Genomic DNA, 11,902 nt, shown 5'->3' with positions numbered 1-11,902 from the left:
CCGTGCCATGAATCTGTTTCGAACCCTTGTCGTTGCGCTGCTGCTGAGCGTCGGTGCGCCCGCGCTGGCGGCTGAGAACGGCAGCGGCGATCCGCGTTACACCATCCAGAATCCACCGGCCTACGCCATGCTTGGCGATTTACTGATTGCCCGACCGTTACTGGTGGCGGCGACGGTGATCGGCGCCGGGGCGTTTGTGCTGTCGTTGCCGTTTACCGCGTTGGGTGGCGGCATTGGCGATGCGGGGCAGGCGTTGGTGGTCGACCCGGCGAAAGCCGCATTTGTGCGGTGCCTGGGGTGTATCGGGGAGGGGTTTGAGCAGCAGGAGTGAAGCTCTAAAAGCTTCGCGGGCAAGCCTCGCTCCTACAGATTATGAATTTCGGGGATGACGCGGACCTGTAGGAGCAAGGCTTGCCCCAATGCCAGTCAGTTAAGACACGGAACCCTGTAGGAGCGAGCTTGCTCGCGAAAGCGGCATATCTGGCGACATCAATGTTGACTGTACCGCCGCCTTCGCGGGCAAGCCCGCTCCTACAGAATTGCGCTTAACTGACTGGCATTGAGGCTTGCCCGCGAAGGCGCCCGGACAGGCGCCGAATGACTCAAGCCTTACCGGTAATCTTCCGGTATTTCTCCATCAACTGTTCTTCAGTCTCCGGATGAGCCTCGTCCAGCGGGATGCAATCCACCGGGCAGACTTGTTGGCACTGCGGTTCGTCGTAGTGGCCGACACATTGTGTGCACAGGTTCGGGTCGATCACGTAGATCTCTTCGCCCTGGGAGATGGCGGCGTTCGGGCACTCGGGTTCGCAGACGTCGCAGTTGATGCAATCGTCGGTGATGATCAGGGACATGCTAACTCCAGCCAGGGCGGCAGGCCCGGGCGCAATAAACCAATGCGCACAATTGTGCCGCATTGTCGCTGTAGGAGCCAGCTTACTGGCGAAGGCGGTGTATCAGGTGCACTGCGTGGTTCGTTCGCTGGCAAGTCGAACCGCCGCACCGCACCTCCTGCAGCAGGGTTACTTCTTGAAGCGCTGGGTGAGGGCGTCGGCCACCACCGGGTGGACGAACTTGGTGATATCGCCACCCAAGGCTGCGATTTCACGAACCAGCGTCGAGGAAATGAACGAATAACGCTCGGACGGGGTAAGAAACAGGCTTTCCACATCCGGCGCCAGTTGGCGGTTCATGTTGGCCAGCTGGAATTCGTATTCGAAATCCGATACCGCGCGTAAACCACGCAGGAATACGTTGGCGTTCTTCTCTTTGGCAAAGTGCGCGAGCAACGTCGAGAAACCGACGACTTCAACGTTCGGCAAATGCTTGGTGACCTCGCGGGCCAGCTCCACACGTTGTTCCAAGGGAAACAGCGGGTTTTTTTTGGGGCTGGCGGCGACGGCGATGATCACGTGATCGAACAGGCGCGAGGCGCGTTCGACCAGATCGCCATGGCCCTTGGTAATAGGGTCGAAGGTACCTGGGTACAACACTCGGTTCATCGCGTCGTCCTGGCGGGAATCCGTTGGGGAGTCGGATGGTATCGCAGCCTTCCCGGTCGGCCAAGTCGCCTGTTGGGTAAGAAAGCACTATAGACGACGGGAATATTCCGCATTTTCATGGGTTTTTCAAACGTTCGGCCAGCAAAGTCGCCAATTGCGCCGTCAACCCGTAGACCGACAATTGGGGGTTTGCGCCAATGCTGGTGGGGAAAAGCGAGCCGTCGTGAATCGACAAATTGCGCAACTGGTGATGTCGGCCGAGGCTATCGGTCACAGCGTTTTTCGGGTCTTCACCCATGGCACAACCGCCCATCACATGGGCACTGCCCAGACGTGTGCGATACAACTCAAGGCTCAGGCCATTAATCAGCGTGCGCGCTTCGGCAAGGGTTTTTACGTAGCGCGCGTCGGCGTGCATCGGCATCACGGCGTTGGCGCCACCGGCGAACTGGATCTCGGCCATGCTGTGGAAAGCCCGGCGCAACCCGTCCCAGGCGTAAGGTGAAACCTGATAATCGAGCTCGGGTGTGCCGTCACCGCGCAATTCGACGTTGCCACCGGGACTGTCCGGGTGAAAACCGTCCCGCAGCAACGCCAGCATGGCGTGGGTGTGCGGCAGGTTTTCCATATGCCGGGCGCTTTCAGTGCCGAAACCGCCGAGCAGAGTGCTGGCCAGCGCTGGGTGCAGCGGTGGAACTTCAAGTTTGTAGGACATCTTGCCGGTGGTGCCATCCTGCCACTGGAAATGGTCGGAATAGATCGACTGCGGCGCGCCGTAGAACGGGTTGATCACCTCATCGAACAGCCCGGCGGACATGTTTACCAGGTGCAGGAAGGTCCGTTTGCCCAGCCGCTCGTGAGGATCCGGCGCTTCGGAGCGCAATAGCAGCGCCGGGCTATTGATCCCGCCGCCGGCCAACACGTAATGCCGCGCCTTGACCGTAATCGTGCGTCCGGTGGGCGCAACGCAACGTTCATCCATCGCCACACAGTGCAGGCCAGTGACCTTGCCGTCCTTGATCGATAGCTTTTCGGCGCGGGCCAGATAGAGCAGCTCGCCACCCTTTTCCAGGGTCGCCGGGATAGTCGTGACCAGCATTGACTGTTTGGCGTTGGTCGGGCAACCCATGCCGCAGTAGCCGATGTTCCAGCAGCCGCGCACGTTGCGCGGAATCACACGCCAGGCATAACCGAGCTTTTCGCAGCCTATGCGGATGACGTCGTTGTTGGCGTTGGGCGGCACCAGCCAGGGGGCGACACCCAGGCGCTGCTCCATTTGCTCGAACCAGGGCGCCATATCGGCCGGCGTATGGCCTTTGACGTCGTGCTCCTTGGCCCAGTGCTCCAGTGTCGGATCCGGGGTGCGAAAGCTCGAAGTCCAATTGATCAGCGTGGTGCCGCCCACTGCCCGGCCCTGGAGGATGGTGATCGCGCCGTCCTTGCTCATGCGCCCGATGCCTTCCTGATAGAGGCTGGTGTAGGCCTGGTCTTCGAGCATCTTGAAGTCGCTGCTGGTCTTGAGCGGGCCTTCTTCGATCAGCAACACCTTGTAACCGGCGGCGCTGAGGATTTCGGCGGTGGTCCCGCCGCCGGCACCGCTGCCGATGATCGCTACATCCGCTTCGAGGGTCAGGTCCTGGGTCAGTTGCGAACCGTTGTAAGTTTTCCAGCCACGGGCCAGGCCTTCGCGGAACGGATCGGGTACGGGCATGTTTGGGTTCTCTTTTTTATTGTGGGGTGCAGTGGTGAGGCGGCTGACGCCTTCGCGAGCAAGCCCGCTCCCACAGGTTTTGAGATGGACCACCCTTTTGTGAACGACTCAATCCCTGTGGGAGCGGGCTTGCTCGCGAAGGGCGCGCTGCGGTCTCAAACCGTGGGCGGCCCGGGATACCCGCAATGCGCCCACGATTCCGCCCGGCTGTACCACGCCATCATCACCATTTGCAGCAACGAGCTATGGCCCATGCGCAGCAGGCTCAATGAACTGTTTTCCCATCGATCGAGAAAGTGCCGGATCTGTTCGCTGCTGGCGTTTTCCCAACTGCCCCAGATCCCGGTCAATGGCCCGCGAGTCACGGCCATCCCCAACACATCGAACAATTGCCGGGTCAGTTTGAGCATTTCCGGCGACAAGTGATTCAGGCCGTTATCCAGGCAGTGCAAGGTCTCGGCAACAGCGGCCGGCATTTTTTCAACGGTCACGGCGCCATCGAGCATCACCGGAATCACTGCCCGTAGAAACAACAGGTCGCTGCTGCGCAGAATCGCGAAACCGCTGGCCGGGGTGCTCGACGAGCAGCCGCTGAGGCTCGCGCCTAATCCGGCTGTGGCCAGAAAGACGCTGGCGCCGAGGCTGAATTTAAGCAGGCCGCGCCGGGACAGCGCGGGTGTGTCGGACAGGCTTGGGCTCATTATTGTTATTACCCGGTGGTGATGATCGTTAGCGGATAAACAGCTTCTGGATCAGTTTCTGAATGGATTTTCCGTACGGCGGATAGATCAGCTTCGCCGCGTTGAAGCGCTGTTTGATCAGTACGCCTTTGGCCTTGCTGAAAGTCAGGAAACCTTCGTGGCCGTGGTAGTGACCCATGCCCGAGGCACCGATGCCGCCGAACGGCATATCGTCCTGAGCCACGTGCAGCAAAGTGTCATTGAGGCAAACGCCGCCGGAATGGGTTTCGTCGAGGACGCGGTTTTGCTCACGCTTGTCGTAGCCGAAGTAATACAGCGCCAGCGGACGAGGTCGCTGGTTGATGTAGGCAAACGCTTCGTCGAGATCCTTGTACGGTACGATCGGCAGCAACGGGCCGAAGATTTCGTCCTGCATCACGGTCATCTCGTCGCTGACGTTGAGCAGCAGGCTATGACTCATGCGCCGGCCCTGGCCCTGATCGAACAGCGGAATCAGCAGCGCGCCCTTGCTGGTGGCGTCGCTGAGGTAGCCGTTGAGACGCGCCAACTGCCGGTCGTTGATGATGGCGGTGTAGTCCGGGTTGTCGGCCAGCGTCGGATAAAAACTGCGAACCGCCTGACGATAGGCTTCGACGAAAGAACCGACGCGGTCTTCCGGCACCAGCACATAGTCCGGGGCGACACAGGTTTGCCCAGCGTTGAGGGTCTTGCCGAAAGCGATGCGTTCGGCGGCGTCCTTGAGCGGCACATCGCGGGAAACGATGGCCGGAGACTTGCCGCCCAGTTCGAGGGTCACCGGGGTCAGATTTTCGGCCGCCGCGCGCATCACATGTTTGCCGATACTGGTGGCGCCCGTGAACAGCAAGTGATCGAAACGCAGTCGGGAGAACGCCACGCCGATATCGGCCTCGCCCAATACAACGCAGACCAGATCCTGGGGAAAGATTCGACCCAGCAGTTCCTTGAGCAGCAAACCGGTGGCCGGGGTCGATTCGCTGAGTTTGAGCATCACCCGGTTGCCCGCCGACAACGCGCCCACCAGCGGCCCGATGGCCAGATAAAGCGGATAGTTCCACGGCACGATCACTCCGACCACGCCCAACGGCTGATAAACGACTTTGGCTGACGCTGGTTGAAAGGCGAGGCCGACTTTGCGTCGCGAGGTTTTCATCCAGGTTTTGAGATGCCGGCTGGCGTAGTGAATGCCGTGCAGGCTGGGCATCAATTCGGCGAGCAGGGTTTCATCGGCGCTGCGGTGGCTGAAATCCTGGCTGATGGCGTCGATCAGGACCTCGCGCTCATTGCTCAGCAGATCCCGCAACGCTTTTAGCCATTGCTGGCGCTGAGCCGCGGGCGGCATCGGGTGGGCCGCGTATGCCGCACGTTGAGCGTCGAACAGGGTTTGGAGCTCGTCCAGAGGCTGCTGCAGGTTTTTCAGGTAGGCGATGTCAGCAGGCATGGTCGGCTCCGGATTTATTGTAATGAGGCACTTTTTAGAGTCTATGCTCTAGAAAGTCAAATACCATCCTGGTGCAGCTTTGTTTATCCATCCGCGGATAGGTCGTAAGATGCCCATCACCGCACTCTGAATTAAAGCTCAAGCCATGGCCCCTCGGATCAAAACCAGCGAGCGCATCGTGCAGAACAGCCTGGAGCTGTTCAATCAGCAGGGCGAGCGCAGCATCAGCACCAACCACATTGCTGCCCACATGGAGATTTCTCCGGGCAATCTGTACTACCACTTCCCCAACAAGCAGGCGATCATCGCCGTGTTGTTCAGTGAGTACGAAAGCCTGGTGGACAGCTTCCTGCGCCCGCCCCAAGGGCGTGCCGCGACAGTTGAAGACAAGCGCTTCTATCTCAAGGAATTGCTCTCCGCCATGTGGCGCTACCGCTTCCTGCATCGCGACCTCGAGCATTTGCTCGACAGCGATCCCGAGCTGGCCGCCCGTTACCGGCGTTTTTCCCAGCGCTGCCTGATCCAGGGCACGCACATCTACGCCGGCTTCGTCGAGGCGGGCATTCTGTGCATGGATAAGGTTCAGATCGAATCCCTGACCCTCAATGCCTGGATCATCCTCACCTCGTGGGTGCGTTTTCTGTGCACCACGCGGGAAAATTCCAACCATCTGAGCGAACAGGCCATTAAGCGTGGCGTTTATCAGGTGCTGGTGCTGGAGGCCGGGTTCGTCACCGATCAATCTCGCAATGCGGTGAATGCACTGTTCGAAGAGTTTTATGTGCCGCTGGCCCAGGCGCTTGAAGAAGTAGGATAAAGAGTGCAGCAGGATTGAAGCCGACAACATCACAGGAGCCCGTTATGCCCATTGCGCAACTGATCAGCCCGCAAGCGTTGGACCTGAAAAAGGAGACGCCGGGGCTGGTGATTCTGGATTGTCGTTTTGCCCTCGAAGACCCGGACTACGGTCAGCGCAGCTACGCCGAAGGGCATATTGCCGGATCGAGCTTTGCCGATCTTGAGCGTGATTTGAGTGGGACAGTGGTCAAGGGGGTTACCGGGCGTCATCCATTGCCAGAACCCGCCGACTTGATCGAACGCTTGCAAACCTGGGGCATCAACGCCGACAGCGAAGTGGTTTTGTACGATGACGGTCCCGGCGCCTACGCGGCGCGGGCCTGGTGGTTGCTGGCGTGGCTGGGCAAGCGCGATGGCGTGTTCATTCTCGATGGCGGGCTGAAAGCGTGGCACGCCGCCGGATTGCCCCTGAGTCTTGATCCGCCAACAATCACTCGCGGCACCTTCACCGGGACGCCAGATGCTTCGTTGGTGCTCAGCGCCGAACAACTCCAGCAACGTCTCGGCCAGCCCGCGCTGACTTTGCTCGACGCCCGCGGCTTGCCACGTTTCAAGGGCGAAGTGGAGCCGATCGATCCGATTGCCGGGCACATCCCCGGCGCACAATGTGCCGCGTTCACCGATAACCTGGGCAACGACGGGCGGTTCCTGCCGGCCGAACAGCTCAAGCAGCGGTTTGCCGCAAAGCTCGGTGATCGTTCACCGACCGAGTTGGTCGCGTATTGCGGTTCCGGTGTGACCGCCTGCCACAACTTGTTCGCCCTGTGCCTGGCGGGTTATCCGTTGGGAGCGTTGTATGCCGGGTCGTGGAGCGAGTGGATCAACGATCCTGCGCGAGGCGTCGCCACCGGCGAGTAAACGCAAATCTCCTGTGGGAGCGGGCTTGCTCGCGAAAGCGGTGGGTCAGTCAGCATTGATGGCGGCTGACCCACCGCTTTCGCGAGCAAGCCCGCTCCCACATGAGTAATAGCGTGCTTTTGAGATCACCCCCAGCCCCTTGAGCGGAGCCCACGGTTTACTTGCGCCCCGTGGTGGCCAGCCATTGGGGAATGCGCCGTTCCAGGTAGTAACCCGGTTGCCGGAACGAGCCGTCGACGAAGCCGACATGCCCACCCTTGGCCTGCAATTCGAATTGGGTGCAGGCAGACAATTCATCGGCTTGCGGCAGGCTATGAGGAAAGACAAACGGGTCATCGGCCGCCTGGATGATCAGGGTCGGTGTGCGAATCTCTCCGAGGAAATAACGACTCGACGCGCGGCGATAATAATCCGCGGCATCGGCGAAACCATTCAGCGGTGCGGTCACCCGGCCGTCGAAATCCCAGAAGGTGCGCATATTCTCCAGTGAGCCCAGCGCCTCCAATGCCGCCAGGCCATCCTGATGCCCTTCATGCTGGAACCTGCGCTGCTTGTTCTTGATGTAGGCGACCATCTCTCGCATGAAATGCGCTTGATAGAATTTGGAAAAACCCTGGCCGATACGATCGGCGCAGTGATCGAGGCGAAACGGCACCGACACTGCGACGGCGCCTAGCACACCGCTGTTGCTGCCCGTTTCGCCCAGATGCTTGAGCAACACATTACCGCCCATGGAATAACCGACCGCATACAGCGGTGCAAGGGGGCGTTGGTTTCGCAGGTGTTTGATGGTTTCCGCCAGGTCTTCACTGGCCCCGGAATGGTAACTGCGTGGCAACAGATTGGGCTCGCCGGAGCAGCCTCGCCAGTTCAGCGCGACGCTGGCCCAACCCTGGGCACCCAGCGCCTTTTGCACCCCGGCCACATAAGGCGAGTTCGATGAGCCGGTCAGGCCGTGCAGCACCAACACCAGCGGCGCATTCGTGCTGTGGGGGCCGTGCCAGTCGAGGTCAAGGAAGTCGCCGTCTTCGAGCCACAAACGTTCGCGTTCGCGGTTGATATGCGTGGTTTTGCGCCATAGCGGTCCCCACAGGGTTTGTAAGTGCGGATTACCCAGACCGTAGGCGGGCGTGAAGGCGGGGGTGAAACGTTCTGGCAGATGGGACACGATTGCTCTCGATGCAGCGGTGCTTACCCGCAGCGTTAACTGACTGAGCTTCGCACCGTTTTTTCAGGCCGGACTAGCCGGCGATCCCTGCCATACGTTGCCACAACGCGTAGTACACCCGTCCCGATTTTTGCTCCCGATGCAGGCGCCAATTTTCTGGCAAACCCAACATCGACGGTGCCGTTTCGCTTTCAGTGTAGACCCACGCATCGTCACTCAGCCAATGACGCTCTTCGAGCAACGTGCAAACGGCCGGCAACAGATTCTGATTGAATGGCGGGTCGAGAAACACCAGATCGAATGCCGTGGCCGGTTGGGTTTCGAGATAGCGCAAGGCGTCGGCAGTCTGTACTTGCCCAGTCGTGCAGCGCAGGGTGCCCAGATGTTCCTTGATGCTCGCTACCGCAATGTTGCTTGCATCCAGTGCCTGGCCCATTGCTGCGCCACGGGACAACGCCTCGAGAAACAATGCGCCGCTACCGGCAAAGGGGTCGAGCACCTTGGCCCCGGCGACATAAGGCGCGAGCCAGTTGAACAGGGTTTCACGCACCCGGTCCGGGGTCGGTCGCAGGCCCGGAGCATCCGGGAAGCTCAGCTTTCGGCTGCGCCATTCGCCGCCGATGATGCGCAGTTGATTCACGCCGTTATGCACGTTGTGAACAGGTTTTTTAGGACGCGATGGACTGGCCATTAATGCTCCGGAACCCCGAGCGGTTGCTCGGCAGGTTTGTCAGTAGGGGCCGGCAACGGCTTTTGTGGCACGGTCGGGCCAGCGCTGACGATGACCAGTTTGTCCGTGCTCAGGTGTTTGTTCAATGCGGCTTTGACTTGCTCGACGGTCAGGCTCTGGGACTGCTGCATGAAGTCTTCCAGGTAGCTCAGCGGCAAGTTGTAGAAACCCATGGCACCAAGCTGCCCGACGATATCGGCGTTGCTGGCGGTGGACAGCGGGAAGCTGCCGGCCAGTTCACGTTTGGCATCGTCGAGTTCTTTCTCGGTGGGGCCGGTCTTAAGGTAGTCGGCGAGCACGTCCTGCACCAGTTTCAGCGTGCCTTCGCTCATCTCGGCGCGGGTCTGCAGGTTGATCATGAACGGGCCGCGCACCTGCATCGGGCTGAAACCCGAATACACGCCATAGGCCAGGCCACGCTTCTCGCGCACTTCGCTCATCAACCGGGTGCCGAAGCCACCGCCGCCAAGGATCTGATTGCCCAAGGACAACGCTGCGTAATCCGGATCGTCACGGTCGATGCCCAATTGCGCGATCATCAGGTTGGTTTGCTTGGACGGAAACTCGATGTGGCCGATGCTGGACTTGGGGTCCGTCGGTTGTTCGATTTTCGCCAGGGCTGGCCCCTTGGGCAGGTCGGCGGACACTTGTGCGGCAACCGTCTCGGCCTCGGCGCGCGACAGATCGCCCACCAGCGCAATCACCACGTTGCCGGCGGCGTAGGCTTTCTGATGGAAGGCCCGCAACTGCGCCAGGGTGATCGGTGGAATGCTTTTCGCCGTGCCGTCGCTGGAATGCGCGTACGGGTGATCGCCATACAAGCGGTTCATCAGCTCCAGGCTGGCGAGTTTGCCGGGGTTCTGTTTCTGGTATTCGAAGCCGGCCAGCATCTGGTTCTTGATGCGCGCAAACGAATCGGCGGGGAAGGTCGGTTTGCCGACGACTTCAGCGAACAGCTTCAAGGCCGGCGCGCGTTTGTCCACGTCACTGAGGCTGCGCAAGGAGGCAATCGCCATGTCTTTATACGCGCCGTTACCGAAGTCAGCCCCCAGGCCTTCGAAGCCCTGGGCGATAGCGCTGACGTCTTTGCCGGCCACACCTTCGTTGAGCATGGCGTTGGTCAGCAGTGCCAGGCCGGGTGCATCGCCGTCCTGGCTGCTACCGGCGGCGAAAGTCAGGCGCATGTCGAACATCGGCAGTTCACGGGCTTCGACGAACAATACCTTGGCGCCTTCGGCGGTGTTCCAGGTCTGCACGTTCAGCGAGCGACGGCTTGGGGCTTTGTCGTCGAGTTCTGCCAACGATTGCAGTTTCTGACTGGACTTGGCTTTGTCGAGGGCTTCGCTGGCGCTGGTTTCGTCAGACTTGGAAAAATAGAAGGCGGCAGACCCGAGCAATGCTATGACGACCAGGCCGATCAGGGCCAGGCGCGGTTTTTTACGCTCACTCATGAGTCGTCTCCTGTGGCAGTACATGGGCGACGCTGAGACGTGCGCGGGTGAAATACAGCTTGGCGGCCTTCTGAATGTCTTGCGGGGTCACGCTTTCCAGGTCGGCGAGTTCGGTGTCCATCAGTTTCCAGGACAGTCCGACGGTTTCCAGTTGGCCGATGGCGGTGGCCTGGCTGGTGATCGAGTCACGCTCGTAGACCAGGCCGGCAATGACCTGCGCTCGCACGCGCTCCAGTTCTTCAGTGGACGGCGCGGTGGTTTTCAGCTGTTCAAGCAGTTTCCACAGGCCGGCTTCCGCCTGGGCCATGGTTTTCTTCTTCTGGGTGTTCGGCGTGGCCGACAAAGTGAACAGGCTGTCGCCACGGGTATAGGCGTCGTAGCTCGACGAACCGCCGGACACCAGCTCTTCGCCGCGTTCCAGTTGCGTCGGGATCCGGCCGCTGTAGCCGCCGTCGAGCAGTGCGGAGATCAGGCGCAGGGCATTCACCGATCGCTTGTCTTCGGCGGTGGCGATGCTCGGCACGTTGAAGGCCAGCATCAGGCTCGGCAATTGGGTCTGCACATGCAAGGTGATCTTTCTCTCGCCGGGCTCGGCCAGTTCCAGCGGGATTTTCGCTGATGGCACGTCGCGCTTGGCGATCGGGCCGAAGTAACGCTGGGCCAGGGTTTTGACTTCGTCCGGGGTCACGTCACCGACCACCACCAGGGTGGCGTTATTCGGCACATACCAGGATTGATACCAGTGGCGCAGTTCTTCGATCTTCATGCGGTCGAGGTCCGCCATCCAGCCGATGGTCGGCGTGTGATAGCCGCTGGCGGGGTAAGCCATGGCCATGAAGCGTTCGTAGGCCTTGGACATCGGCTTGTCGTCGGTGCGCAGGCGACGTTCTTCTTTGATGACTTCGATCTCGCGGGTGAACTCGTCGGCTGGCAGGCGCAGATTGGCCATGCGGTCGGCTTCCAGCTCGAAGGCCACGCCCAGGCGATCACGGGCCAGCACTTGGTAATACGCGGTGAAGTCGTCGCTGGTGAAAGCGTTCTCTTCGGCACCGAGGTCGCGCAGGATCAGCGAGGCCTCGCCGGGGCCGACTTTCTCGCTGCCCTTGAACATCATGTGTTCCAGCGCGTGGGACAGCCCGGTCTGGCCCGGGGTCTCATAGCTTGAGCCAACCTTGTACCAGACTTGGGAAACGACGACCGGCGCACGATGGTCTTCGCGCACAACGACCTTCAGGCCATTGTCGAGGGTGAATTCGTGGGTGGGTTGTGGATCGGCAGCCAGGGCTGAAAGTGGCAGACAAACTGTGCTGAACAGCAGGCCTGCAGCGCGGCGGGCTAGAGCATTCATTCGTTTTTAAACCTTTGGGGCTGCCCGCTTGGTCTTAGCGTCGGCGGGCGAGAGGGTGCTAGGATACTGATCCGTTTTACTGGCGGCCACGCCTATCAGGCCTTTGTGTTTGATCA

General features: G+C 60.4%; 12 protein-coding genes. 3 read left to right on the top strand and 9 right to left on the bottom strand.

Translation table 11 applies throughout. From position 1 onward, the window contains the following. Positions 1-7 precede the first annotated feature (7 nt). Complete coding sequence (locus tag MEB48_RS20020) at positions 8-331, top strand: multidrug transporter (RefSeq protein WP_237885672.1); 324 nt, start codon at positions 8-10, stop codon at positions 329-331. Between the two features lie 271 nt (positions 332-602). Here MEB48_RS20020 and MEB48_RS20015 read toward each other — a convergent pair whose 3' ends face one another. The 5 genes from MEB48_RS20015 to MEB48_RS19995 all read right to left on the bottom strand — a co-directional run bounded on the left by MEB48_RS20015 (position 603) and on the right by MEB48_RS19995 (position 5,373). Next, entirely contained in the window at positions 603-854 is a 252-nt protein-coding gene (locus MEB48_RS20015; protein WP_003195146.1) for a YfhL family 4Fe-4S dicluster ferredoxin, read from the bottom strand. A gap of 168 nt (positions 855-1,022) precedes the next feature. Continuing rightward, a complete protein-coding gene (gene coaD, locus MEB48_RS20010; RefSeq protein WP_046818361.1) occupies positions 1,023-1,502 on the bottom strand; it encodes a pantetheine-phosphate adenylyltransferase in 480 nt (159 codons plus the stop codon). A gap of 115 nt (positions 1,503-1,617) precedes the next feature. Further along, on the bottom strand, positions 1,618-3,213 hold the full coding sequence (locus tag MEB48_RS20005; protein WP_237885671.1) for a GMC family oxidoreductase: 1,596 nt from the start codon (positions 3,211-3,213) through the stop codon (positions 1,618-1,620). 155 nt (positions 3,214-3,368) lie between these two features. Next, the gene (locus MEB48_RS20000) at positions 3,369-3,914 is read right to left on the bottom strand and encodes a twin-arginine translocation pathway signal protein (RefSeq protein WP_237885670.1); all 546 of its coding nucleotides are present in this window, start codon (positions 3,912-3,914) and stop codon (positions 3,369-3,371) included. Between the two features lie 28 nt (positions 3,915-3,942). Then, complete coding sequence (locus tag MEB48_RS19995) at positions 3,943-5,373, bottom strand: coniferyl aldehyde dehydrogenase (RefSeq protein WP_237885669.1); 1,431 nt, start codon at positions 5,371-5,373, stop codon at positions 3,943-3,945. Positions 5,374-5,518: 145 nt separating this feature from the next. Between MEB48_RS19995 and MEB48_RS19990 the strand changes: the two genes are divergently transcribed. Together MEB48_RS19990 and MEB48_RS19985 are read left to right on the top strand one after the other, a co-directional pair. Beyond that, positions 5,519-6,190, top strand: a complete 672-nt coding sequence (locus MEB48_RS19990) for a TetR/AcrR family transcriptional regulator (protein WP_237885668.1) — start codon at positions 5,519-5,521, stop codon at positions 6,188-6,190. Positions 6,191-6,234: 44 nt separating this feature from the next. After that, positions 6,235-7,089, top strand: a complete 855-nt coding sequence (locus MEB48_RS19985; protein ID WP_237885667.1) for a sulfurtransferase — start codon at positions 6,235-6,237, stop codon at positions 7,087-7,089. Positions 7,090-7,246: 157 nt separating this feature from the next. Here the strand turns inward: MEB48_RS19985 and MEB48_RS19980 are convergent, their stop codons facing one another. The 4 genes from MEB48_RS19980 to MEB48_RS19965 all read right to left on the bottom strand — a co-directional run bounded on the left by MEB48_RS19980 (position 7,247) and on the right by MEB48_RS19965 (position 11,786). Next, positions 7,247-8,257, bottom strand: coding sequence for a hydrolase (locus tag MEB48_RS19980; protein WP_237885666.1), 1,011 nt, complete (start codon positions 8,255-8,257; stop codon positions 7,247-7,249). A gap of 73 nt (positions 8,258-8,330) precedes the next feature. Then, positions 8,331-8,948: a 16S rRNA (guanine(966)-N(2))-methyltransferase RsmD gene (gene rsmD / locus MEB48_RS19975; RefSeq protein WP_237885665.1), complete on the bottom strand. Its 618-nt coding sequence runs from the start codon at positions 8,946-8,948 to the stop codon at positions 8,331-8,333. After that, on the bottom strand, positions 8,948-10,438 hold the full coding sequence (locus tag MEB48_RS19970) for a M16 family metallopeptidase (RefSeq protein ID WP_237885664.1): 1,491 nt from the start codon (positions 10,436-10,438) through the stop codon (positions 8,948-8,950). Before MEB48_RS19970 ends, rsmD begins: the two co-directional genes overlap by 1 nt. Beyond that, positions 10,431-11,786, bottom strand: a complete 1,356-nt coding sequence (locus MEB48_RS19965) for a M16 family metallopeptidase (protein ID WP_237885663.1) — start codon at positions 11,784-11,786, stop codon at positions 10,431-10,433. The genes MEB48_RS19970 and MEB48_RS19965 overlap by 8 nt, the downstream gene beginning before the upstream one ends. Positions 11,787-11,902: the final 116 nt, after the last annotated feature.

This window comes from Pseudomonas sp. PGPR40, from assembly GCF_022014505.1.
Taxonomy (GTDB): domain Bacteria; phylum Pseudomonadota; class Gammaproteobacteria; order Pseudomonadales; family Pseudomonadaceae; genus Aquipseudomonas.
This window is presented reverse-complemented; position numbering and strand designations above follow the sequence as displayed.

Bases quoted from the DNA above. Each gene is read 5' to 3' on its own strand.
- MEB48_RS20020 (WP_237885672.1), top strand. From the start codon at position 8: ATGAATCTGTTTCGAACCCTTGTCGTTGCGCTGCTGCTGAGCGTCGGT.
- MEB48_RS20015 (WP_003195146.1), bottom strand. From the start codon at position 854: ATGTCCCTGATCATCACCGACGATTGCATCAACTGCGACGTCTGCGAA.
- coaD (WP_046818361.1), bottom strand. From the start codon at position 1,502: ATGAACCGAGTGTTGTACCCAGGTACCTTCGACCCTATTACCAAGGGC.
- MEB48_RS20005 (WP_237885671.1), bottom strand. From the start codon at position 3,213: ATGCCCGTACCCGATCCGTTCCGCGAAGGCCTGGCCCGTGGCTGGAAA.
- MEB48_RS20000 (WP_237885670.1), bottom strand. From the start codon at position 3,914: ATGAGCCCAAGCCTGTCCGACACACCCGCGCTGTCCCGGCGCGGCCTG.
- MEB48_RS19995 (WP_237885669.1), bottom strand. From the start codon at position 5,373: ATGCCTGCTGACATCGCCTACCTGAAAAACCTGCAGCAGCCTCTGGAC.
- MEB48_RS19990 (WP_237885668.1), top strand. From the start codon at position 5,519: ATGGCCCCTCGGATCAAAACCAGCGAGCGCATCGTGCAGAACAGCCTG.
- MEB48_RS19985 (WP_237885667.1), top strand. From the start codon at position 6,235: ATGCCCATTGCGCAACTGATCAGCCCGCAAGCGTTGGACCTGAAAAAG.
- rsmD (WP_237885665.1), bottom strand. From the start codon at position 8,948: ATGGCCAGTCCATCGCGTCCTAAAAAACCTGTTCACAACGTGCATAAC.
- MEB48_RS19970 (WP_237885664.1), bottom strand. From the start codon at position 10,438: ATGAGTGAGCGTAAAAAACCGCGCCTGGCCCTGATCGGCCTGGTCGTC.
- MEB48_RS19965 (WP_237885663.1), bottom strand. From the start codon at position 11,786: ATGAATGCTCTAGCCCGCCGCGCTGCAGGCCTGCTGTTCAGCACAGTT.